The sequence below is a fragment of the Corallococcus sp. BB11-1 genome, from assembly GCF_026626625.1.
Taxonomy (GTDB): Bacteria; Myxococcota; Myxococcia; order Myxococcales; family Myxococcaceae; genus Corallococcus; species Corallococcus soli.
In genome coordinates this window covers 45,193-65,990 of the sequence record NZ_JAPNJY010000023.1, presented here as the reverse complement: position 1 = coordinate 65,990, position 20,798 = coordinate 45,193, and the positions used below count along the sequence as shown (strand labels likewise).

General features: G+C 68.9%; 20 protein-coding genes, 1 tRNA gene and 2 pseudogenes. 11 read left to right on the top strand and 12 right to left on the bottom strand.

All coding sequences use genetic code 11. From position 1 onward, the window contains the following. Window positions 1-111: 111 nt before the first annotated feature. Window positions 112-552: a peroxiredoxin gene (locus OV207_RS18755; RefSeq protein WP_193429031.1), complete on the top strand. Its 441-nt coding sequence runs from the start codon at window positions 112-114 to the stop codon at window positions 550-552. A gap of 27 nt (window positions 553-579) precedes the next feature. Here the strand turns inward: OV207_RS18755 and OV207_RS18750 are convergent, their stop codons facing one another. From OV207_RS18750 to OV207_RS18740, 3 genes are all read right to left on the bottom strand, one after another. Beyond that, a complete protein-coding gene (locus OV207_RS18750; protein WP_267556527.1) occupies window positions 580-1,368 on the bottom strand; it encodes a DUF1109 domain-containing protein in 789 nt (262 codons plus the stop codon). Then, complete coding sequence (locus OV207_RS18745; protein WP_267556526.1) at window positions 1,365-1,937, bottom strand: RNA polymerase sigma factor; 573 nt, start codon at window positions 1,935-1,937, stop codon at window positions 1,365-1,367. The genes OV207_RS18750 and OV207_RS18745 overlap by 4 nt, the downstream gene beginning before the upstream one ends. 133 nt (window positions 1,938-2,070) lie before the next feature. Further along, window positions 2,071-3,498, bottom strand: a complete 1,428-nt coding sequence (locus OV207_RS18740) for a site-2 protease family protein (RefSeq protein WP_267556525.1) — start codon at window positions 3,496-3,498, stop codon at window positions 2,071-2,073. Window positions 3,499-3,600: 102 nt separating this feature from the next. Between OV207_RS18740 and dusB the strand changes: the two genes are divergently transcribed. Further along, window positions 3,601-4,614 carry a tRNA dihydrouridine synthase DusB gene (dusB, locus tag OV207_RS18735; RefSeq protein ID WP_267556524.1) on the top strand — a complete coding sequence of 338 codons (1,014 nt, stop codon included), beginning with the start codon at window positions 3,601-3,603 and terminating at the stop codon, window positions 4,612-4,614. On the opposite strand, the gene OV207_RS18730 is transcribed toward dusB, so the two are convergent. Further along, the gene (locus OV207_RS18730; RefSeq protein ID WP_267556523.1) at window positions 4,593-5,921 is read right to left on the bottom strand and encodes a glycoside hydrolase family 1 protein; all 1,329 of its coding nucleotides are present in this window, start codon (window positions 5,919-5,921) and stop codon (window positions 4,593-4,595) included. The two genes, dusB and OV207_RS18730, sit on opposite strands and share 22 nt — an antisense overlap. 347 nt (window positions 5,922-6,268) lie before the next feature. Between OV207_RS18730 and OV207_RS18725 the strand changes: the two genes are divergently transcribed. The 4 genes from OV207_RS18725 to pyk all read left to right on the top strand — a co-directional run bounded on the left by OV207_RS18725 (window position 6,269) and on the right by pyk (window position 10,624). Then, window positions 6,269-6,496 carry a hypothetical protein gene (locus OV207_RS18725; RefSeq protein ID WP_193429026.1) on the top strand — a complete coding sequence of 76 codons (228 nt, stop codon included), beginning with the start codon at window positions 6,269-6,271 and terminating at the stop codon, window positions 6,494-6,496. A gap of 119 nt (window positions 6,497-6,615) precedes the next feature. Continuing rightward, window positions 6,616-8,076 carry an NFACT RNA binding domain-containing protein gene (locus OV207_RS18720; RefSeq protein WP_267556522.1) on the top strand — a complete coding sequence of 487 codons (1,461 nt, stop codon included), beginning with the start codon at window positions 6,616-6,618 and terminating at the stop codon, window positions 8,074-8,076. A 193-nt stretch (window positions 8,077-8,269) separates the two neighbouring features. Continuing rightward, a complete protein-coding gene (locus tag OV207_RS18715; RefSeq protein ID WP_193429059.1) occupies window positions 8,270-9,094 on the top strand; it encodes a hypothetical protein in 825 nt (274 codons plus the stop codon). Window positions 9,095-9,193: 99 nt separating this feature from the next. Further along, window positions 9,194-10,624 carry a pyruvate kinase gene (pyk, locus tag OV207_RS18710; RefSeq protein WP_193429024.1) on the top strand — a complete coding sequence of 477 codons (1,431 nt, stop codon included), beginning with the start codon at window positions 9,194-9,196 and terminating at the stop codon, window positions 10,622-10,624. 9 nt (window positions 10,625-10,633) lie between these two features. Here the strand turns inward: pyk and OV207_RS18705 are convergent, their stop codons facing one another. Continuing rightward, window positions 10,634-12,148, bottom strand: a complete 1,515-nt coding sequence (locus tag OV207_RS18705; RefSeq protein ID WP_267556521.1) for an HD family phosphohydrolase — start codon at window positions 12,146-12,148, stop codon at window positions 10,634-10,636. Between the two features lie 174 nt (window positions 12,149-12,322). Here OV207_RS18705 and rpe point away from each other — a divergent pair, with 174 nt between their 5' ends. After that, window positions 12,323-12,979 (top strand): ribulose-phosphate 3-epimerase, encoded by a 657-nt coding sequence (rpe, locus tag OV207_RS18700; protein ID WP_267556520.1) that lies wholly within the window; start codon window positions 12,323-12,325, stop codon window positions 12,977-12,979. 7 nt (window positions 12,980-12,986) lie between these two features. Here the strand turns inward: rpe and OV207_RS18695 are convergent, their stop codons facing one another. Continuing rightward, window positions 12,987-13,373, bottom strand: coding sequence for a response regulator (locus OV207_RS18695; RefSeq protein ID WP_193429021.1), 387 nt, complete (start codon window positions 13,371-13,373; stop codon window positions 12,987-12,989). 253 nt (window positions 13,374-13,626) lie between these two features. Between OV207_RS18695 and OV207_RS18690 the strand changes: the two genes are divergently transcribed. Continuing rightward, window positions 13,627-13,703, top strand: a tRNA-Pro gene (locus OV207_RS18690). Here OV207_RS18690 and OV207_RS18685 read toward each other — a convergent pair. Next, window positions 13,682-13,891 (bottom strand): hypothetical protein, encoded by a 210-nt coding sequence (locus tag OV207_RS18685; RefSeq protein WP_267556518.1) that lies wholly within the window; start codon window positions 13,889-13,891, stop codon window positions 13,682-13,684. The two genes, OV207_RS18690 and OV207_RS18685, sit on opposite strands and share 22 nt — an antisense overlap. Before the next feature lie 10 nt (window positions 13,892-13,901). Continuing rightward, on the bottom strand, window positions 13,902-14,450 hold the full coding sequence (locus tag OV207_RS18680) for a tyrosine-type recombinase/integrase (protein WP_267556517.1): 549 nt from the start codon (window positions 14,448-14,450) through the stop codon (window positions 13,902-13,904). Between the two features lie 872 nt (window positions 14,451-15,322). Between OV207_RS18680 and OV207_RS18675 the strand changes: the two genes are divergently transcribed. Beyond that, a complete protein-coding gene (locus OV207_RS18675) occupies window positions 15,323-16,291 on the top strand; it encodes a hypothetical protein (protein WP_267556516.1) in 969 nt (322 codons plus the stop codon). A 161-nt stretch (window positions 16,292-16,452) separates the two neighbouring features. On the opposite strand, the pseudogene OV207_RS37810 reads toward OV207_RS18675, so the two are convergent. From OV207_RS37810 to OV207_RS18665, 3 genes and pseudogenes are all read right to left on the bottom strand, one after another. Further along, a pseudogene (locus tag OV207_RS37810) lies at window positions 16,453-16,674 on the bottom strand (IS701 family transposase); the annotation flags it as partial. 32 nt (window positions 16,675-16,706) lie between these two features. Beyond that, window positions 16,707-16,997 (bottom strand): annotated as a pseudogene (locus OV207_RS18670) (transposase); the annotation flags it as partial. Beyond that, window positions 16,957-17,667, bottom strand: a complete 711-nt coding sequence (locus OV207_RS18665; protein ID WP_267556515.1) for a DUF2306 domain-containing protein — start codon at window positions 17,665-17,667, stop codon at window positions 16,957-16,959. The gene OV207_RS18665 and the pseudogene OV207_RS18670, both read right to left, overlap by 41 nt. Before the next feature lie 138 nt (window positions 17,668-17,805). Here OV207_RS18665 and OV207_RS18660 point away from each other — a divergent pair, with 138 nt between their 5' ends. Beyond that, a complete protein-coding gene (locus OV207_RS18660) occupies window positions 17,806-18,693 on the top strand; it encodes a LysR family transcriptional regulator (RefSeq protein ID WP_193429017.1) in 888 nt (295 codons plus the stop codon). 444 nt (window positions 18,694-19,137) lie between these two features. Further along, complete coding sequence (locus tag OV207_RS18655; protein ID WP_267556514.1) at window positions 19,138-19,389, top strand: hypothetical protein; 252 nt, start codon at window positions 19,138-19,140, stop codon at window positions 19,387-19,389. 112 nt (window positions 19,390-19,501) lie between these two features. Here OV207_RS18655 and OV207_RS18650 read toward each other — a convergent pair whose 3' ends face one another. Continuing rightward, a complete protein-coding gene (locus OV207_RS18650; RefSeq protein ID WP_267556513.1) occupies window positions 19,502-20,773 on the bottom strand; it encodes an acyltransferase family protein in 1,272 nt (423 codons plus the stop codon). Window positions 20,774-20,798 lie beyond the last annotated feature (25 nt).

The window sequence follows — 20,798 nt, the reverse complement described above, 5'->3', positions numbered from 1 at the left end:
GCCACGATGACGCCTGCACTCCACCCCACACATCGTCCGAGCGGTGCCCGGCCGCCTGCCCCCCGGCATGCTAGGACGGCGCCGTTCCCCCACCTCAAGGAGGCATCGCACATGCTCAAGCAGGGAGACGTGGCGCCGGAGTTCACCGTGAAGGACCACACGGGCAAGGCGCACAGCCTGTCGGACTACCGGGGCAAGAACGTGGTGCTCTGGTTCTACCCGAAGGCGGACACACCGGGCTGCACCGCCGAGGGCTGCTCCTTCCGCGACCACAAGGCCCAGTACGAGCAGAAGGGCACGGTCATCCTGGGCATCAGCTTCGACACGCCGGAGGAGAACCAGGCCTTCGCGAAGAAGTTCGACTTCAACTTCCCCCTGCTGTGCGACGTGGACCGCAAGGTGGGGCTGGCCTACGGGGCCGCGGATGACGCCTCCGCCGCGAACGCGCGCCGGGTGGGCGTCGTCATTGGCCCGGATGGCAGGGTGAAGGAGTGGCACGCGAAGGTGGACGCGCGCGCCTTCCCGCAGGAAGCGCTGTCGCGGCTCCAGTAGCACCCAGGCCTCGCGCCCTGGAGGTCCTCAGGGCGCGTAGGTGCGGGACGGCAGGCGCGAGCGGATGAACACCGCCACGCCCGCCAGGGCCACCCACGGCAGCAGGTGGCTCAGCATCAGGTGGTCCGCGGTGCCGTCGGGGCAGTGCACGTGCAGCACCAGCAGGCCCACGCCCGCCGAGGACAGCCCCGCCGCCAGCGCCCGCACGGGCTGGTAGGCGGAGCGGCACAGGAGCACCAGCGCCAGCGCGAGCGGCACCACCGACAGCGCCACCTCCGTGCCCATGCACCCCAGGGCGCCGGTGATGACGGGCCGCACCTGGGCCCCGGAGCGCCCCAGCAGCTGCGCCAGCGCCACCACGCCCGCCCCCAGCGCCACCCAGCCCAGGGGCCAGCTGCGTCGGGCGGGCGCGAACCCCAGCATCGCCCCGCCGCCGACGGCCGTGACGATGAGCAGCGCCACGCCCGCGACCTCAAGAGAAGGGGCGGAGTTGAGCAGCAGCCCGTGCCGGCCCACCACGGCGAGGCCCACCGCGCCCACGCCCAGGTAGGTGGCCAGCAGCACCAGCACGTCCCGCCACCACGGCGTGGGCCGGGGCGCCGCGGCCAGCTCCGTCAGCGACCTGCGCCGCGTCTCCTCCAGCTTCACTTCATTGAAGGGGATGGCCGGGGGCGCCCGCACGGCCGGGGGCGGCGCCAGGGCCTGGAAGCCGCCCAGCAGCGCGCGGCAGTCCTCGCAGCCGGCCACGTGGGAGGTCAGCTCCGGCGGCAGCGGGCCCTCCAGGTGGTCCATGACGCGTTCGCATTCGGGCGTCATTCCGCCGTCTCCTGATGAAGGGGGGCGAGCAGCTCGCGCAGCCGCGCATAGCCCCGGTGGGCGCGGACCTTCACCGCGCTCTCGGTGAGGCCCAGGACCTCGGCGATCTCCGCGAAGCCCATGCCTTCGAAGCGGTGCATGAGGATGGGCAGCCGCTGGCCCTCCGGAAGCTGCTCCAGCGCGCGGTGCACGGTGCGCTCCAGGCCCGCGTCGCGGGGCTCCGGGGTGTCCGCCACGGCGGTGAGGGGCAATTCCCCCTCCGGCGTCAGGTCCTCCGGCCGGCGGTGGCGGCGCGCATGGTCCCGCGCGGCGTTGGTGGCGATGGCGTACAGCCACGGCCGCACGCGGGCCCCCGGCTGGTAGCGCCCACGGGCACGCACCAGGGACAGGAACGTGAGCTGGGCCAGGTCCTCCGCGGCGCTGGGGCTGCCCGTCAGGCGCGCCAGGTAGCCCTGGATGGGGCGCGCGTAGCGCTGGAAGAGCCCGTCGAACGCGGGCGCATCCCCCTGGCAGAACCGCTCCATCAACACCTCATCCGAGTCCCCGGCGCTCTCTGGCGTTGCCGGCATGGCACCGGTACGCACGGGCGCGTCGGAAGGTTTCACGGCGGGGGAGGGCGGCTTCACGGGAGGGGGCGGACTCTAGCCCCGGAGGCGCGAAGGACGGCAATCCGCGCCCCCCGGGGTCAGGTCGTCAGGTCGGTCAGGTCGCGGCGGACGGCCGCAGCTGGGACAGCCAGGCCTCGAAGGCGGGCTGGCCGTGCAGGGTCACCAGGTCCTCGTCGGACGCGGCGTAGTCCGCGTCCTGGAAGCCCAGGGCCTGCGCGCGCTGGAGCAGGCGCACCGCGTCCGTCCCGTTGCCCGCGCGGGCGAAGGCGCACGCCGCGTCGTAGGCGATGCCCGGGTCCTTCGCGTGCTGCAGCGCGGCCTCGCCCACCGCCGCGGCCTCCGAATAGGCGCCCCGGATGAAGAGCGCCCGCTCCGCGCACCGGAACGCGGCCGCCGGGTCCACGCCGGGCAGCCGCAGCGCCTCCGACACCTGGCCCAGGCGGATGAGCGCGCCCGCGTATTCGTGCATCACGGTGCGGTCCTGCGACTCGCCCCACGCCTGCTTCCAGTAGCCCACCGCCCGGGCATCGTCGCCCACCAGCGAGAAGGCCGCCGCCACCGCGTGCATCTCCACCGGCTGGCCCTGCACCTGGGAGAAGTGGTCCAGCGCGGGCCGGCCCTGGCCCTGCTTCAGCGCCACCCAGCCCAGCAGGTAGTGCGTCCGGCTGGTGAGGCTCGCGGACAGGCCCTCGCCCTCCAGCAGCTGCTGGCCCAGCCGCCACGCGTCGTCCAGCCGGTCCTCGCGCAGGGCCTGCTGGGCCTCGCGCAGCCCCAGGGCCTTCGGGCCTTCGGCTTCCTTGTCCTCGCTGCGGGCGCGCATCACGTCCGCCAGCACGCGGAACGCCTGGAAGCCGAACATGGCGAAGAGGACGCCCATGAACAGGGCCCCGCTCTTGATGCTGAGCAGCACCAGGCCCACGCACAGGCCCAGGGCCAGGACGTGGGACACGATGAAGCCCCTGCGGCCGAACATCCGCGTGGCGAGCGCCGTGCTGATGTGGCCGCCATCCAGCGGGGGCACGGGCAGCAGGTTCAGCACCGCCCACACCATGTTCGCGAAGAAGAAGTTGCTCAGGAAGAAGTCCGCCATCTCCCAGCGGCCCCGGATCTGCAGCAGCACCGCCCAGCACAGGACGCCCAGCGTGAGCCCCGCCAGCGGGCCCGCGAAGCTGCTCACCACGTCCTTGTGCCAGGGCAGGGGCGTGTCCGTGTTGGGCCGGGTGACGCCCCCCATGAAGACCAGGTCCACGCTCGGCTGGTAGCCGAAGTAGCGGAAGGCCACCGCGTGCCCCAGCTCATGGATGAGCACGGACACGAAGACGATGAACATCCACGACAGGATGTAGGCGGCCACCGCGCCGCCGTAGCCCGGTGCGCCGGGGTCGGACAGCCGGTCCCCCAGCCACCCGGCGCTCGAACCCCTGCCCGGCACCGGCAGGGACTGGTAGGCGAGCACCGCGGAGAACAGCAGGTGACTCATGTGGACGTGGACGGGGACGCTCCCGAGCCTGAAACGGAACATGGGAAGGGACCTTAATCGTTGACCCCCACCCGCGCAGGGCCGTTCTCACCCCTCGCGTGTGCTTCTGTTCCCGGGCCGCCGGGTCTATAGGGTGTCGCCGCCATGCCGAAGCTGGGTCCCTACACGCTCCCCAACCCCTACATCCTCGCGCCCATGGCGGGGGTGAGCGAGCGCCCCTTTCGCGTCATCGCCTTCCGGTTGGGCGCCGCCCTGTGCCCCACGGAGCTCGTCAGCGCCCAGGGCCTGATGCGCCAGAACCAGCGCACGCTCAAGTACCTGCGCTACGACGCCCAGGTGGAGAAGCCCTACTCGCTCCAGATTTTTGGCGGCGAACCGGAGGCCATGGCGCTGGCGGCGAAGGTGGGCCAGGAGGCGGGGGCGCGAATCATCGACATCAACATGGGCTGCCCGGTGAAGAAGGTGGTGCGCAACGGCGCCGGCAGCGGCCTGCTGTGCGACGTGCCCCGCGCCGCCGCCGTCGTCCGCGCCATCCGCGACGCCACCGGCCTGCCCGTCACCTGCAAGATCCGCTCGGGCTGGGACGCCCAGACGCTCAACTACCTCCAGGTGGCGGAGGCCCTCCAGGAGGCCGGCTGCGCGGGGCTCGCCATCCACCCGCGCACGCGCGCCCAGGGCTACTCGGGCCAGGCGGACTGGTCCCACATCGCGGACCTGAAGCGCCACTTCCCGGAGCTGCCCATCATCGGCAACGGGGACGTGAAGACGGTGGCGGACGCCCACCGGATGCTGGACACCACTGGCTGCGACTTCGTGATGATTGGCCGGGGCGCCCTGGGCAACCCGTGGCTCTTCCGCGAGCTGACGGGCGGACCCGCGGCCACGCCGGAGGAGCGCTGCCAGCTGGTGCTGGAGCACGCCCAGGCGCACGCGGAGTTCTTCGGGGACCCCGTGGGCGCGGTGCGCTCCTTCCGCCGGCACCTGGCGTGGTACGCGCACGGCCTGAAGGGCGCGGCCCACTTCCGCTCGGAGGTGAACCAGCTGGACTCGCCCCAGGCGGTGGAGGACAGCGTCCGGCGCTTCTTCGCGGGCGCGGACACGGACCCCACGGCTCCCCTGGAGGAGCCGGAGGTGGACTACCGGGCCGCGCTGGGCTGAGCGTCGCCCGTGCCTGAAGCCCCGGACGGCGGCACCAGCACGCGGCCGGTGGCCACGGCGCGGAAGTAGTCGCAGGCCGGGGTGGGGCGGCGCTCCAGCGTGTCGAAGTCGACGTGGTACAGGCCGAAGCGCGGGCCCCAGCCCTCCAGCCACTCGAAGTTGTCCAGCAGGCTCCAATAGAGGTAGCCCTGGACGTCCACGCCCGTCGCGCGCGCCTCCAGCACCTGCTTGAGGTGCGCGTGGATGTATTCCGGCCGGACCGTCCCCTGGCGGTCGTCGATGCCGTTCTCCGTCACCCACACCGGCTTGCCGTAGCGCTTCACCTCCTGGAGCAGCTGGCCGAAGCCCTCCGGGCGCTGCTCCCAGCCGATGTCGGTGAGCCCGCGCTGCTGGGGGTCCCGGTACTTGAAGTCCATGAAGGGCGGGCGCGGCATGAAGCGCAGGTGCGCGCGCGTGTAGTAGTTGACCCCCACGAACTCCACCGAGTCGCGCGCCTCCGGGATGCGCACGTCCGTGGAGGCCACGCCCGGCATGAAGACGCGCAGGTGGCCGGTGGACAGCGCCTCGTGGAAGGCGTGGTTGTAGGCCGGGGCCGCCAGCCTCACCAGCGAGCGGTCCAGCGGATGCCACCAGCGGTCCGGCGCGAACGACAGCATGTTCTGGGAGATGCCCAGCTCCACCCGGCCCAGGCGCTGACCCAGCTCCTCGCGCGCGATGGCGTGCGCGCGCACCAGGTTCCCGAGCGCCGCCATCGTCTTCGCCCCATCCGTGATGCCCGGCGGCATCAGGCCCTGGAGGTAGCCGCCCAACAAAAGCACCATCGGTTCGTTGAAGGAGATGACGAGCGCGTCCAGCCCCTCCAACAGGGGCGCGCAGCGGCGCACGTACTGGCGGAAGGCCTCCAGGCTCTCCGGGAGGTGCCAGGGCGTGGCCGCGTGGAACCACGTGGGGTGGGTGAAGTGATGCAGCGTCACCACCGGCCGCAGGCCGTGCGCGCCCAGGCGCAGGAGCCGCTCGCGGTATCCCTCCAGCGCCTGTCCGTCGAACCGGCCGCGCTCGGGCTCGATGCGCGCCCACTCCAGCGACAGGCGGAACGCGGTGGCCCCCACCGCCTTCGCCAGGGCGTAGTCCTCCTCGTAGCGGTGCCAGTGGTCCACCGCGCGCCCGCAGCGGACGTGGGGCTCCTTCAACTTCCCCCGCCGCTCCCAGTCGGACCAGTCGTTCTCGATGCCGCCCTCCACCTGGTACGCGGACGTGGCGACGCCGAAGGTGAAGGACGCGGGGAAGGTCAGCGGGGCGGTTCGCATGCGGGCGCGCACCGTAGGTCGCCGCTTCGACGACGGGAAGCGACGCGAGGACCGCGCGCGGATGCGCGGCAGCGGACACTCCGACCTGTAGCACGGGCCCGCGAAATGCGTCCGGAGCCGGAAATTGGCCTCCGCGCGCGACGCGCTCCACCCCCCGGAGTGACCGCCACGAACGGTTGGAAGCGCCCGACGCCTAGAAATCGGCCTCGCCGCGCACTGCAATACATCACCATGCGTTGACACACTGGCATGTCGCCCGTACCATTCAGTTCAAGCACTCACGTTCAGTCCAAAGTGGGTGCAGGGCTCGCGTCACCGCGGGCCTCAACTCTGAACGGAGGATTCCGATGGCCGCGAAGAAGAAGACCGCGAAGAAGGCGCCCGCGAAGAAGACGACGGCGAAGAAGGCCGCGACGAAGAAGACGGCCCGCAAGACGGCCGCTGCTCCCCGCAAGGCGGCCGCCAAGAAGGGCGCCGCGAAGAAGACGACCGCGAAGAAGGCGGCCAAGCGGGCTCCCGCGAAGCGCAAGAGCGCCAAGACGGCGCCGGCGGCTCCTGAAGCCCCTCAGTCCTGAAGTACGGCGTCATGATGGACGTCGGTTGACGTCCAGTGAACGGCTCGGCGAAACCCGCCGGGCCGTTTTGCTTTTTGCGGGCTGGGGTCCCCCCGTCCCGCGCCCTTCCGGGAGGGGCCATGTCGCTGCGTCCGGTGGAGTTCGAAGAGGTGGTCGCGGAGGTGGCGTCCCGGCTGGTGGGCGCGGTGGCCCAGAAGGCGTGGTGCCCGCTGCCCCGCCTGGCGTACGTGGAGCTGCGGGTCCCCGGCAGATCGGTGGTCCTGTGCCTGTGCGCGGAAGGGGAGCTGTCCCGCCTGTCCGTGGCGGAGGACCGCTTCCCCACGCCGGGCGAACCCGCCCCCTTCCAGCGCTGGCTGCGCCAGGAGCTCACCGGCTTCAAGCTGCTGGGCGCGCGCTACCTGGAGCCCCACCGCGCGGTGGTGCTGGAGTTCGAGCGCGAGGCCGTGCGCCGCCGGCTGGTGCTGGAGCTGGGGTCGCCCGGAGGGCTGCTCCTCCTGAGCGACAACCAGCGGGTGCTGATGCTCTCCGGAGAGGGCTTCGGCTCCCGGCGCAATCTCTACGCGGGCGCCGCGTGGACGCCGCCGGAGCCCGTGTCCGACGAAGCCCTGACGAAGGGCCGCGCGCAGCCCTCGCGCCTGGAGCCCCAGGAGGGGGATGTCCTCCCGAAGCTGCAGGCCGCGGAGCGGGTGCTCGGGCAGAAGGACCGCACCAGCCGCGTGGACGCCATCCGCCGCCGGCTCGCGCAGCCGTACCGGGCCCGGCTGAAGCGCTCCTCCCGGACGCTGGAGAAGGTGCGGGCGGAGGCGGCGCGCGGCCCGGAGGCGGAGAAGCACCGCGAGGTGGGGGAGCTGCTCGCGCAGAACCTGCACCGGCTCAAGCGGGGCGCCACGCAGGTGTCGCTCACCGCCTATACGGAGTCCGGCGTGGAGGAGGTCCAGGTGAAGCTGGACCCGAAGCGCACCCCCAAGGAGGAGACGGACTGGCACTTCCACCAGTACCGGCGCCTCTTGCGCGGCGTGGAGACGGCGCGCCACCGCGAGGCGGAGCTGGCGCGCGAGGTGGCGCACGCGCAGGTGGCGCTCCAGCAGATTGAGGCGATGGACGGGCCCGCGCTGCTCGCGCAGGTGGAGGTCCTCCAGGTGTCGGCCGGGGAGGAGGGCCCGAAGGAGGGCCTGCCCTTCAAGGAGTACGTGGGCCACGGCGGCGCGCGCATCTGGGTGGGGCGGGGCGCGGCGGACAACGACGCGCTCACCTTCAAGGTGGCCAGGCCCTGGCACCTGTGGCTGCACGCGCGCGGCCTCCCGGGCAGCCACGTCGTGGTGCCGCTGGAGAAGAACGGGGACGTGGCCCAGGAGGTGCTGCTGGACGCGGCGCACCTGGCGCTGCACCACTCGGGGGCCAAGGGCGAGCCGCGCGGCGAGGTCAGCTACATGCCGGTGAAGTTCGTGCGCAAGCTCAAGGGCGCTTCTGCCGGGCAGGTGACGTACTCGCGGGAGAAGACCTTCGTGGTGCGCATCGAACCGGAGCGGCTGGAGCGGCTGCTCAAGTCGCGCCACGGCGAGCAGCCCCCCCTGCCCTGAGGTGCAGGCCCCGCGTCCGCCGGTCCACGGGCCCGCGGGGCCACCGCAACGGCCGGGGTGGGGCCCGACCCGAGGTGTCATGCGCGGCGTGTGGGCGTGGTCGACGGGCAGACGGGCGTCCACCCCCCGGCCTTGAGTCCGGGGAAGTGCCGGGTACGATGCCCCCCGCGTGACGCCCGAAGCCTTCCGCCAGATGTCCCTGTTCCCGCGTGGCTCGAACGCGGAGCGCGCCGCCGTGCCCGCCTCCTCGCGTGCGTCGGAGGGCCCCGCACCCCTGCCGCCGCGCAACCGCGTCGTGGAGGAGGCGCCGCGCGTCCTGTCCTCGACGACGACGCGCGAGGAGCTGTGGTCGCGCGCGGAGTCGCTCGCGTGGCGCCTGAGCGCGAACCTGGGCATGCCGGTGCGGCTGGCCGTGACGGACAACCGCTCCACCATGGTGTCCTTCCGCCGGGGCTCGCAGGTGCTCCAGCTGCGGCTGCACCACATGTTCCTGGACGCGCCGGAGTCGGTGGTGCGCGCGGTGGCGGACTACGCGGGCCGGGGACACCGGGCCGCGGGCGGGCTCCTGGACGAGTACATCCGGGGTCAGCAGCCGCTCATCCGCCAGCTGCGCCGCGAATCCGACGCGGAGCTCAACCCGCTCGGTCGCTGCTTCGACCTCCGGGCGCTCTACAACGGCGTCAACGAAATCTATTTCCAGAATGGCATCCAGGCGCGCATCGGCTGGGGCCGCATGCCGCCGCGTCGCCGCCGCAAGTCCATCCGCCTGGGCGTCTACGACCACCAGACGCGGGAGATCCGCATCCACCCCGCGCTCGACAGGCCGGAGGTGCCCGCCTTCTTCGTGGAGTTCATCGTCTTCCACGAGATGCTCCACCAGCTCTTCCCCAGCAGCGGCCGCACGGGCCGGCGCGTGCACCATCCGCGCGCCTTCCGCGAGCGCGAGCGGACGTATCCGCACTACGGCGCCGCGCTGCGTTGGGAGCGGGAGAATCTGGGCACGCTGCTGCGCGGTTGAACTCCTGCCAGGCGGCCTGGACATTTACTGGTTTACCTGACCGAGCACGTCTTGAGCGTGCTTGACCGAAACGCGGTGGGGCCGGATGTTCGCGCTCCTATGCGACGAGCAAAGATTGTCTGCACCCTCGGTCCCGCCAGTCAGACCCCGGAGATGTTGGAAGCGCTGCTGGAGGCCGGCATGGACGTGGCCCGGCTCAACTTCTCCCACGGCAGCCACGAGCAGCATCAGGCGAACATCGACATGCTGCGCGCGGCCTCGCTGAAGGTCCGCAAGGCGGTGGGCATCCTCGGCGACCTGCAGGGCCCGAAGATCCGCACCGGCCGCTTCGTCACCGGCAGCACGGAGCTGAAGCACGGCGCCACCTTCCACATCACCACCGATGAGACGGTGAAGGGCACGGACGAAATCGTGTCCACCACGTACCCGCACCTGGCGGCGGACGTGAACCCGGGCGACCGCATCCTCCTGGACGACGGCCTCCTGGAGCTGCGCGTCGTGGAGACGGACAAGAAGCAGCTCATCAAGACGGAGGTCATCCACGGCGGCACGCTGAAGAACAACAAGGGCATCAACCTGCCCGGCGTGGCCGTGCGCGCGGACGCGCTCACCCCCAAGGACCGCGAGGACCTCATCTTCGGCCTCAAGGCGGGCGTGGACTACATCGCGCTGTCCTTTGTGCGCCAGCCGTCGGACCTGGACGCCGCCCGTCAGGCCATGGCGGAGGTGGGCCGCACGGTGCCCATCATCTCCAAGCTGGAGAAGCCGGAGGCCATCGCGCGCCTGGACGCCATCCTGGACAAGACGGACGGCGTGATGGTGGCCCGAGGCGACCTGGGCGTGGAGATTCCCCCGGAAGAAGTCCCGGCCGTCCAGAAGGACATCATCCGGCGCTCCAACCTGCGCGGCCTGCCCGTCATCGTGGCCACGCAGATGCTCAACTCGATGATCGACAACCCGCGCCCCACGCGCGCGGAGGCCAGCGACGTGGCCAACGCCGTGTATGACGGCGCGGACGCGCTGATGCTGTCGGGCGAGACGGCGAGCGGCAAGTTCCCCACGGACTCCGTGCAGATGATGGAGCGCATCATCCTGGCGGCCGAGTCCTCCGTGCGCGCGCAGTACCTGCCGCGCACCATCGAAGCGCCGCTGGGCCTTCCCCTGCACTTCCCGGACGTCATCGCGCGCGTGGCGTGCGAGGCGGCGAAGGCGAGCGGCGCCACGCTCATCGCGGCCTTCACCCTGTCGGGCGTGACGGCGCGGCTGCTCGCGCACTACCGGCCCACGGTGCCCATCGTCGCGTTCAGCCCGAACCAGGAGGTGCGCCGCCGCCTGTCGCTGCTCTGGGGCGTGGTGCCGCGCGTGCTGGAGCCCATCCAGGAGACGGAGACCATGCTCCGCCGCGTGGAGGAGGAGCTCGTCTCCCGTGGCCTCGCGCGCCGGGGCGACCGCATCGTGGTGGTGTTCGGAGCGCCGGTGGGACAGCCCGGGAAGATCAACAGCCTCCGGCTGCACACCATCAGCGCCTGAGTCTGGCTTCTACGCCGGGCTCTTCTTGAGGGCCCGGCGGGGAATCTCCGCCCCGACGAAGATGGAGAACAGCTCCGCGTCCAGCTGCCCGGAGCTCGCCTCCTTCTTGAGGATGTCGAGCGCGAGCAGGTGCGGCACGGCCTTCTTGTAGGGCCGGTCGCTCGCGGTGAGCGCGTCGTAGATGTCGCAGATGGACATCATCCGGGACTGCACGGGGATGGTCGTGTCCGGGATGGCGCGCGGGTAGCCCGTGCCGTCCAGCTTCTCATGGTGCGCGTAGGCGATCTCCGGCACGCGGCGCAGGGCGCGTGTCCAGGGGATCTGCGACAGGAAGCGGTACGTGTGGTCCACGTGGCTCTCGATTTCCCGGCGCTCCTCCGGTGAGAGCGTGCCGCGGGTGATGGAGAGGGATTGGATCTCATTGGGCAACAGCAGCGGCTGCCCGCGGTCGTGCGCGTCCGTGAACGTGAGCTTGCCCAGCTCCAGCAGGCGCTCGAAGTTGCCCTGGGCCAGCACCGTGGGCTTGTTGCAGGTGAGCAGGAAGCCCATCACCTCATCCAACTGGGCCAGCTCCGTGGCCAGCCGCGCGTCCTCCTCCTGGTGGATGGAGGGCAGGGCGGCAAGGCCCCGCGCCTCCACGGCGGAGAGCCGGCGGCGGGAGCTCTGCAGTTGCAGGTCTTTGCGGGCGAGCTGGAAGCGGGCGCGCAGGTTGTCCAGCTCATGCGGGTAGAGCTTCTCCGCCTTGACGAGCACGTTCTCGCGCACGCCCACCTTGCCGAAGTCGTGCAGCAGCGACGCGTAGCGCAGCTCCTGCAGCTCCACGGCGGAGAAGCGCACCTGGGCGTAGGGGCCGGTGGTGTGGTGCTCCAGCGCCTGGGCCAGCGACACGGTGAGGTCGGCGACGCGGCCGGAGTGGCCCGCGGTGGTGGGGTCGCGCGCTTCGATGGCGACCACGGACGCGGAGACGAAGCCCTCGAAGAGGCGGTTGATCTCCTCGTGGAGGAGGGCATTCTCAATCGCGCCGGCGGCCTGGGCGCCCAGGGCGAGGAGCAGCTCCTCGTCCTCGGCGTCGAAAACGATGCCCCCGCGCTTGTTGAGGGCCTGGATCACGCCGGTGACGTCCCCGTTGGCGTCGCGCATGGGGACGCAGAGGATGGTGTGGGTGCGGTAGCCGCTGGAGACGTCGAAGCTGCTGTTGAAGCGGGGGTCGGCGTAGGCGTCGGGGATGTTGATGACGGCGCCGGTGTGGGCCACCTGGCCGGCGATGCCGCTGCCCATGGGCAGGCGGATTTCGTTCTTGGAGCCCTGGGCGACCTTGCTCCACAGCTCCTCGCGCTCGCGGTCCAGGATGAAGAGCGAGCAGCGGTCCGACTCCACGACCTTGGTGGCCTCATAGAGGATGAGGGGCAGCAGCAGGTCGAGGTCCCGCTCGGCGCTCATCGCCTTGGCGACATCCAGGATGGACGTCAGCTTGGCCAGCCGGCGGGACAGGTTGGGGGAGGCGGGCACGGACTGGGGAAGCACCGAGGCGGGCTCCGGAGGATGCGGCGGACGGCCGCGTTGCGTCCCAGGTTGTAGCACGCACCGTGCGGCGGCCGCCCGACCCCCCCACCTGTTGGGTCCACCTCTGTCCGCCAGCCTCCTGTCCAGTCGGGCGGAGGTTCCGGAGCCGTCCGGAAGCGACTATGAAGCGCGGCCATGAGCCGCCCCGTCCGCATCTCGCCTTCGCTGTTGTCCTGTGATTTCAGCCGTCTGGCAGAAGAGGTCCGCGCCATCGAGGCCGCCGGAGCGGACTGGATTCACGTCGATGTCATGGATGGCAGGTTCGTCCCCAACCTGACGTTGGGCCCGGTGGTGGTGGAGGCCATCAAGCGGGTGGCGACGAAGCCGTTGGACGTGCACCTGATGATCGTCGAGCCGGAGAAGTACGTGGAGGCCTTCGCCAAGGCGGGGGCGGACGTGCTGACGGTGCACCAGGAGGCAGGGCCGCACCTGCACCGCACGCTCCAGCAGATCCGTCAGGCGGGGGCGAAGCCGGCGGTGGTGTTGAACCCGGGCACGTCGCTGTCGGCCATTGAAGAGGTGCTGGGCGAGGTGGAGATGGTGCTCCTGATGAGCGTGAACCCGGGCTTCGGGGGCCAGTCGTTCATCGAGTCCACGGTGGACAAGGTGCGCCGGCTGCGCGCGATGCTGGATGCGCGCGGGCTGGACGTGGACATCGAGGTGGACGGCGGCATCAACGCCGAAACGGCCAAGCGCGTGGTGGCCGCGGGGGCGACGGTGCTGGTCGCGGGCAGCTACGTGTTCGGCTCGAAGGACTACGCGCAGGCCATCCGGTCGCTGCGGCCCGCCTGAGGGAGGCTCAGGCGGCGCGGCTGTGGGTGACGGCGGTGGCGAGCCGGGCGATGCGGGTCATGAAGGTGGGGTCGAACGGCTTCACTTCGTAGTCGTCCGCGCCCAGCTCGAAGCACACGTGGCGGGTGAACTGATCCTCCACGCCGCTCAGGATGATGACCTTGCAGTCGCGGGTGGCGGGGTCCTTCTTGAGCTGCGCGAGCAGGTCCCGGCCGTCCTGGTGCTGGTTCAGGTCCAGGATGATGACGGCGGGCTGATGGAGGCGGGCCAGCTCCAGCACGTGCTCGGACGTCGTGTCGGAGACGCACACGAGGCCGGAGCGCTTGGCCTCTCGCGCGAGGGCGGAGACGAGGAGGGGCTCATCATCCGAGATGAGGACGGTCGGGGGCGTCATGGTCCTCTGTGGGGGAACAGGGGGGAATCAACGTGTGACTCCATGGAACTACAGGAAGCCCCGGATCTTGTGAAGAGGGTGAACATTGTCCCGTCCTGAAGGGTAGGTAGGACAACAGTCGAGGGAGCGCCTGGGGTGGGGGTGGGGAGGAAGGGGTGGGCGAAAGAGGGCGTTGACTCAAGAAAGCGGGTCGGATAGATCCGCCTCCGCTTCGCCGGGCCCGAAGGGCAGTTCCTGGCGCAGCACCGGATATCGGGGAGTGGCTCAGCCTGGTAGAGCACTTGGTTCGGGACCAAGGGGTCGCAGGTTCAAATCCTGTCTCCCCGACCATCAGTGAAGCGGGCTGGAGATCTCAAGATCTCCAGCCCGTTTTCATTTTGGGGCTCCGGCTTTGGCGCCTCCAGCATCCGGATGGCCGCCGATCTGGCCACCGGGCTCAGGTGCATGTACCGCTGGGTGGTGGAGAGGTTGTGGTGGCCGGTCAGTTCCTGAACGGCCTTCGCCGGGGCGCCCGCCATGGCCAGCCGCTCAATGCCGGCTCATCCACTTGTTCAGCAGCACCTGGGGCACCTGCGGGTGGCCATCGGCCTGCCAGAGGATGCGCTCGCTCCGGAGGTGTCGCTGCTTGCGGAGTGCGTCCGCCAGTCGGGCGGTCATGTTCACCTGCCGGGCCCGTCCGCCCTTGGGCAGGGTGACGTGCCCTTCCCACTCCGAGGGGCGGATGTGAATGACACCTTGGGTGAAGTCCACCTCCGTCTGCTCTAGGGCGATGATCTCCCCGCAGCGCAGCCCCGCCTCCCCGCCGAGAAGGATGAAGACGAGGTGCTGGTGGTCCACCTTCGCTGCTGCTTCCACCAGCCGCTCGTACTCATGCGGCTCGTAGAACTTCATGGTGGAGGGAGCCACCTTCAACAGCTCGATCATGCCCGGCATCTGCTCGATGACGCCCCACTTGAGCGCCGTCTTGAGGACCGTGTTGAGCACCACCAGCACGTTGTTGACCGTCTTCGGACTGCAGTCCACCAGCTCCGCCTTGAGCTTCGCCACCTCGGCGTTGCTGATGACGTCCAGTCGCATCTCGCGTGGCTCCGGCTCCGGCGGGGGAGCTTTCCCGCGCCGCGTCCTTAGCCCGCCCCGCCCCGGCTTCTTCCTGGCTGGGAATGCCTCCTTCTCCTTGACCTAGTTCCACGGCCGGAGCACCACGTCCTGCTCGCCTCCCTCGCCACTGTCCGGAGTGACGTCGTTGTGTGGAGCCCATAGGTACTGGGGGTCCTCCTCTCCGCGAAGCACCCGCTCGACCTGATGAGGCCGGAGTTCCCGCCAGCACGATGATGGCGCTGATGGAGACGGGCGCTTGTAGCTCCCGCTCTCGACTATGCAGCGAGTGCGTGGCCAGTGCCTCCGCGATGAAGCGCGTCCCCTCGATGGCACACCTCACCTCGGCCGGTTCGGCGGTGAGGCTGATGGCCCCTTGTGCATTGTGCAGTTCTCCCTGGGGTGAGTGGCGTGGCCGCACCTCGACAATGCGACCTTCTCCAAGGGCAAGAGGAGTCCCACTCCATACGCAGCGGGGCTTCCTCCCCGGGTACTACTGCCCGTGCCTCACCCGTTCCCGAAGATGCTCGGCCAGCGCGAAGACGACGGCCGCTACCATCTTTCGGGTGAGTGTCGAGGCCAGCAGCTTCCTCACGGCGCTCAGCATGGCGTTCACCCCCTTCCCGCCCAACTGATCGCGCCTCGCCCGACCCGTGACAGATACGGGTACGAAGCCTTCTCCTGGAGCCTTATTCCGCGAAGGAGTGGGGAATTGCTTGTTTGAGGTGGGCGCCGTGCCCAGCCTGCTCAGGGCCTTGGCTTGCCCTGGAGTGAAGGACTTGGGCTATTATCCGATTATGGCCGCAGTGGCATGTTGCCGAAGTAATGCGGTCCAACTCGCACCTGGGGGGAGTATGCGTAGTGTTTTCATTGTCGCCGTCATCCTGTTGGTGGGCTGCAAGAACCCTCTTCACGAGGGGTGCAAGTACGCAACTGGCCTGACAGAAAAATGTGGCGTCGAGCGAGGAGGTGATTGGTTCAAAGTTCCTCATGGTTTTTCTGCAGAAGACCTGGGCGACGAAGCAACCGAAACAGAGAACCGTGCTGTCGAACAACTGGAGGCCCTAACCCAATCGCCGCAAGTGCCCGAGACAGAAGCAGACGCCGGCCCCGCAGCGAAGCGCCCCCTCGATTCTCTTGAGCAATACGCCGCAGCGACGTATCTTTTGCATTATACGGACGGAAACTCACCTGAAACCTGCATCATGTTTGACGATGCAAAGCGAAAAGCTGCTTACGAATTGCTGACGTCCCGAGACCAGAGCGGTTATTACAATTTTCTTTCCCTTGGGACGCGCTCCTCGCTCTCCTCCAAAGTCTTTGAGTCCACTTTCTTTGCCGCTGACGTGCGCGGCAAGTTGGAGGCAGAGTTTAAGCAGCGCATCAGTGATTCCGCCAAGGCGAAGCTCGCCGCAGATGCAGCCTTTAGTGCGATGACGCAGAACATACGCAGTGAGTTCTCCGCTGGTGTTTATCGCTACTTGGTTCTCAAGAACAAGAATGCCCTCTGGGGAGAACTTGCGCGACAAGGTTTACTGAAGGAGGACTGCCGAGGGAAGAAGAAGTCGGTCTCTTTGGGGATCGTCCTCGTCGCTCTCCACAAGAACACTTATCTTTCGGAAAAGACGCTTGGGATTAACTTTGAAGCCGCAGTGACTGCGGCTGTTCCGGACCTCCAGTCGGCAGTTGCCTCCCAGGTGAAGGCAGCCGTTCAGGCCCAACTCGCGATTACCATCCGAAAAGAACTCCAGAAACAGTACTCGGTGACACTTGACCGCCCAGCTCTCATTCCGTTGACCTGGAAGCCTGACAAGATGGAGTGAGCTGGCTATAGATTAGCCGCTGTCGCGTATCAATCGGGTAGAGAGGGCCGCTGAGGGCGTGACGCAGAGGCCGAAGATGGCCTCCGCCAGTTCCCTCAACTGTGCGCCAAGCTAGTCTTGGAGGCCGTGCAGAAGATTGGGCGCATACGCCTGCCCTAATACTACTTGATCAGATGCGTGACGGCCCGAGAGGAGGAGCGCGGGGATTGAGGTGACGCAGGCAGAGGGGGCAGTGGCCGATGCGGCTGAGCAGCAAATGCTGAAGGCGACGCCGCACCATGGGCAGCGTCCATTGCACTTGCTTCCGGGGGAAAAAGCGCTCGACGTAGCGCGAGGAAGCTGTGGGCCACCATGCAGAGGGTGGCGTGGTGATGAAGGCCTTGAAGTTGCCCCGATTCCGCAGAGCGTGCCGCAGCTTTTTTAGGATGTCGCGCTCCTCGCGCAGCACCCGCACCTCGCACCGCAGCCGCTCAAGCTCGGCGCGCTCATCCGTGGCGGCACTGCTCGCCTTGGGAGCAGCCCTGCTTTCGCCGGTGCTGCTGGGGGGGCCACTGCCACTCCCCTCCAGCTGCTTCTTCCAGTTGCGGATGCTCTGCTCGGTGCAACCGAACTCTCTTGCGAGACTCTTGCCGGACGGGCCGGCCATCATCAGCTCGACGACCCGCTCACGGAACTCCGGCGGGTATGGGGGGCGTGACTTCGGCATCGTGGGACCCTTTTCGCACAGCGGGTGGGACTCCACGAAACCGGGGCAACTTCAGTCGACGAATGACCCGCTCGGCCACGGCGAGGTTGATGACCCAGCCGGCGCCCAACAGCAGCGCTCTGGCGAGCTCTCCCGGTGTGCCGACGATGAGGAACCAGGGCGCGGAGACCAGCACCTGCGTGCCCGCGCCCAGGCCGATGGCGTAGCCTCGAATCATCCAGGCCCGGTGGCCGCCGACGTCCCGCCGCAAGATCGCGGCCAGCCCCAGGATGAGGGACAGGACCATCGCCGAGCCGAACAGGAGTCGCAGGCCGTCGAGGAGCTCACCGTCGCCTTCGGCGCGGGGATAGAACAGCGTCATCCACAAGCCCGAGAGCCCTGCCACGAGGCCGCACGCGACCAGGAGCCGCCCGGCGACGCGGTGCCAGTCGGGCCGTCGGCGGCGAAAGCCCGGGGCGAATTGGAAGGCACCCAGGGCGCAATACACGCTGGCGCTGAGGACGTGCAGCACCACCGGTAGGGGCGATGCGAAGAACCGCGCGTTGCGAGGCGTGAGCTCGGCGCCGCCCGTCAGCTCGGCCAGACGGGCGGCGCCGGCCAGGATGGGCACGAGCGAGAGCGCGACCAGCGCAGCGGGCACGAGCCGCTCGGCCTTGGTGGTGGAGGTCATTGAGGCGCTTCTCCTGTCGGTGTCGGAACGATGGGCAACGCGCGTGATGACGGCGACGCCTCGTCCCATGCGAACAGATAGCCCTCCGCGACCATCAACGGAATTGACTGAGTTCCTTCACCTGATATGCGAAAATGCATGGATTGGCGGGCGGTCAACTTCGATTGGAATCGGGCGCGGGCCTTCCTGGTCACCGCGGAAGAGGGCTCGCTCACGGCGGCGGCGCGTGCGCTCGGCATGGCGCAGCCGACACTCGGGCGTCAGGTGAGCGCGCTCGAGGACGAGCTGGGCGTGGTGCTGTTCGAGCGCGTGGGGCGGAGCCTCACGCTGACGCCGAGCGGGCGCGAGCTGCTCGAGCACGTTCGAGCCATGGGCGACGCCGCGGGGCGTGTCTCGCTGGCGGCCGGTGGACAGTCGCAGAGCGTCACCGGGCTGGTTCGCATCACGGCCAACGAGATCTATTCGGCCTTCCTGCTGCCGGCCCTCGTGGAGAAGCTTCGGCGCGAGGCGCCGGGCATCGACATCGAGCTCATCGCAACCAACACCGCGGTCGACCTGCGCCGGCGGGAGGCGGATATCGCGATCCGGAACTTCCGCCCCACCCAGCCCGACCTCATCGCCACCAAGGTCAGGGACGACCCGATGCGGTTGTATGCGGCGACCCGCTACCTTGCGCGCATCGGCAACCCACGTACGCCGAAGGCACTGAGCCGCGCCGACTTCATCGGGATTGGCGGGACCGACGTCATGCTCAACGGGCTGAACGGGCTGGGCTTGAGCCTGACGCGACGGAACTTCCCGGTGCTGACGGGGAACCACCTCGTGCTCTGGGAGATGGTCAAGCAGGGCATCGGCGTGGGCGTCGCTCCCGAGCGCGTGGGAGACGCCGAGCCGCTGGTCCGGCGGGCCCTCCCCAGCCTCGCCCCGTTGTTCCTTCCCATCTGGCTGACGACCCACCGCGAGCTGAACACCAGCAAGCGAATCCGACGGGTGTTCGACCTGCTCGCGACCGAACTCGGGAAATGAGTGACGGAGCGCTCCTCAGGCCACCGCCGCATGCCGCACAGGTGCTTGTGACAACCGCTTTCCGAGTCCAACGGACCCGCGGCGAGCTCGCGGCAAGGGGAGGCGCGAGGGCGATCTTGCCGTTACCTGTAAAACCCGTTATAGTCAATGAATCAGGATTTCACTGCCAATGAGAATGGTGGTGATTTGCTGGTGATGCTGTGCAGCACGCCTGCTTGAAGAGCCCTTTGATGATGCAGGCGTCTGGTTTTGTGTATGCCGTGCTGTCGCTGGTCGAAGATCCGGGCGGAGCCAGTTCTTTCTTCGCCATGAACCTGCTTGCGCGCCAAGGCCTGTCGCTGGTGAAGCGGATCAGTGAGCCTGTATCAATCCTCCGCGTGTACCAGGGGCCAGCTCGGGTCGGGAGTTCGAATGCCCGTCCGGATCCATCTCGGGAGAGTGAACATGAAAAAGCAGCCCATCGCCCTTGCATTGATGCTTCTGCTGTCCATTCCCGGCTCGGCCCTGGCTGCCGTGGTGTACGTCACGGGCAGCGGACAGAGCCATGACCCCGGCGTCGCGTTGGCGAATGCCCGCGCCGATGCCATCGCCGAATGCACGGCGCAAGGCGGGACGCCTGTGGTGGAGGTGTACAACCACGTGTCTCGGGCCGCCCTGTGGCTCGCATCTTCGGTCTGGAAATGCGAGACGCCCTGACACGCGTGTGCGCGAAACACACGTAGCAGGTAGAGCCGTCTTTCTGGTTCGCTCCTGACGTGCACGGGCCGCCGGCGTTCGGCGGCCCCCTTGTCCTGCTCAGCGTCTTCGCTCAGCCCGGTCGAGGGGGCGCATGGGCGATGGGCGTGCTCAGCAGCCTCGACTTCAGCCGCAGCCACGGCGCCTCGTAGAAGCGGTACGAGAGCATCGCGATGGCGATGACGGGCGGCGCGGACGCGACCAGCATCGCGAGCCACACCAGCGGCAGGCTCCCAGTGGACAGATAGAGCGGTGCGGCGATGTAGCTGGCCAGTGTCCAGAGCACCGGCTGCTGCAGCAGGTAGATGCAATAGCTGTATTTGCCCAGGAACGAGAGCGACACCTGCAACGGGGAACGCTCGGAACCCGGCTGTGGTTCCGCACGCCCCAAGACAAGCCCTACGATGCCGCCGAACGCCAGTGGCATCGCCGTCGCCCAGCCCAGCGCCGGGTGCGCAGCGAGCGAAGGTGTCACGGTGAGCGCCACCGCGACGACAAGCCCCGCGCCAGCGAAAGCGGCACCGGCCTGCGTGGCGCGGCGTCGCGACGAGACGCAAGCGAGCAGCGCGCCGTACATGATTCCATCGAGGTGCGAGAGCGTGAACGTGCGGACCACGGCCTCCCCGGCCCCCGAAAGCGTGAGCTGGAAGCGCAGGGCGATGCTGCCGAAGGCGATGAGCGCGGCGACGTACGGAATGGCGCGCCGAGGCATCAGCGCGATGACGACCGGCCACACCCAATAGAACTGCTCTTCAATCGCGAGAGACCACGTGTGGTCGAGGATGGGCGACTGCCAGGAGCCGCGCGAGAAGATGAGGTGGTTCGAGAGATACGTCAGGTACCACGGCACGTCCCCGAGCGGCGGGTGCTGCCAGAGCGGCAGCGCCAGGCAGAGCGCGAGGAACAGGTAGTACAGCGGGAAGATCCGGCACGCGCGCGAGATGTAGAAGGCGCGGTAGTAGCCAGCGTTGCCTCGCGTATGTAGCAGGATCCGGGTGATGAGGAACCCGGACAGGACAAAGAACAGGTCCACGCCCGACGCAAGCCACTCGGTGACCTCGACGGCGAGCGTCTGCGCGGGGGTGAAGTGGAAGCCGGGTATCCGAACGATCGCCGCCCAGAAGGGAAAAGCGAGCGCGTGGTGGATGAACACGGCGGCAATCGCGATGCCACGGAGCGCGTCGAGCGCGGGGATGTAGCGGAGCCCGCCTTCTTCGACGGAAGCAGACGCGGCAGCAGGGACGGACAAGTCGCTCTCCAGCTTCGTGATGAGGCCGAGGATGCCACAAGGCGCTCCCGTCAGCAGCCGGGGGGCCCCGGTGTTCGGGAACCCCTGGTGCGTCATCGTCCCATCCGGGGCTGCTTTCGGA

What these genes read in the sequence shown, in the direction of transcription:
- OV207_RS18695 (WP_193429021.1), bottom strand. Translation starts at nt 13,373, where the DNA reads ATGACGCCCCCGACCGTCCTCATCTCGGATGATGAGCCCCTCCTCGTC.
- OV207_RS18680 (WP_267556517.1), bottom strand. Translation starts at nt 14,450, where the DNA reads ATGCGACTGGACGTCATCAGCAACGCCGAGGTGGCGAAGCTCAAGGCG.
- OV207_RS18730 (WP_267556523.1), bottom strand. Translation starts at nt 5,921, where the DNA reads ATGCGAACCGCCCCGCTGACCTTCCCCGCGTCCTTCACCTTCGGCGTC.
- OV207_RS18725 (WP_193429026.1), top strand. Translation starts at nt 6,269, where the DNA reads ATGGCCGCGAAGAAGAAGACCGCGAAGAAGGCGCCCGCGAAGAAGACG.
- OV207_RS18755 (WP_193429031.1), top strand. Translation starts at nt 112, where the DNA reads ATGCTCAAGCAGGGAGACGTGGCGCCGGAGTTCACCGTGAAGGACCAC.
- dusB (WP_267556524.1), top strand. Translation starts at nt 3,601, where the DNA reads ATGCCGAAGCTGGGTCCCTACACGCTCCCCAACCCCTACATCCTCGCG.
- rpe (WP_267556520.1), top strand. Translation starts at nt 12,323, where the DNA reads ATGAGCCGCCCCGTCCGCATCTCGCCTTCGCTGTTGTCCTGTGATTTC.
- OV207_RS18745 (WP_267556526.1), bottom strand. Translation starts at nt 1,937, where the DNA reads ATGCCGGCAACGCCAGAGAGCGCCGGGGACTCGGATGAGGTGTTGATG.
- OV207_RS18720 (WP_267556522.1), top strand. Translation starts at nt 6,616, where the DNA reads ATGTCGCTGCGTCCGGTGGAGTTCGAAGAGGTGGTCGCGGAGGTGGCG.
- OV207_RS18650 (WP_267556513.1), bottom strand. Translation starts at nt 20,773, where the DNA reads ATGACGCACCAGGGGTTCCCGAACACCGGGGCCCCCCGGCTGCTGACG.
- pyk (WP_193429024.1), top strand. Translation starts at nt 9,194, where the DNA reads ATGCGACGAGCAAAGATTGTCTGCACCCTCGGTCCCGCCAGTCAGACC.
- OV207_RS18665 (WP_267556515.1), bottom strand. Translation starts at nt 17,667, where the DNA reads ATGACCTCCACCACCAAGGCCGAGCGGCTCGTGCCCGCTGCGCTGGTC.
- OV207_RS18740 (WP_267556525.1), bottom strand. Translation starts at nt 3,498, where the DNA reads ATGTTCCGTTTCAGGCTCGGGAGCGTCCCCGTCCACGTCCACATGAGT.
- OV207_RS18685 (WP_267556518.1), bottom strand. Translation starts at nt 13,891, where the DNA reads ATGGCGGGCGCCCCGGCGAAGGCCGTTCAGGAACTGACCGGCCACCAC.
- OV207_RS18675 (WP_267556516.1), top strand. Translation starts at nt 15,323, where the DNA reads ATGCGTAGTGTTTTCATTGTCGCCGTCATCCTGTTGGTGGGCTGCAAG.
- OV207_RS18715 (WP_193429059.1), top strand. Translation starts at nt 8,270, where the DNA reads ATGTCCCTGTTCCCGCGTGGCTCGAACGCGGAGCGCGCCGCCGTGCCC.
- OV207_RS18660 (WP_193429017.1), top strand. Translation starts at nt 17,806, where the DNA reads ATGGATTGGCGGGCGGTCAACTTCGATTGGAATCGGGCGCGGGCCTTC.
- OV207_RS18655 (WP_267556514.1), top strand. Translation starts at nt 19,138, where the DNA reads ATGAAAAAGCAGCCCATCGCCCTTGCATTGATGCTTCTGCTGTCCATT.
- OV207_RS18750 (WP_267556527.1), bottom strand. Translation starts at nt 1,368, where the DNA reads ATGACGCCCGAATGCGAACGCGTCATGGACCACCTGGAGGGCCCGCTG.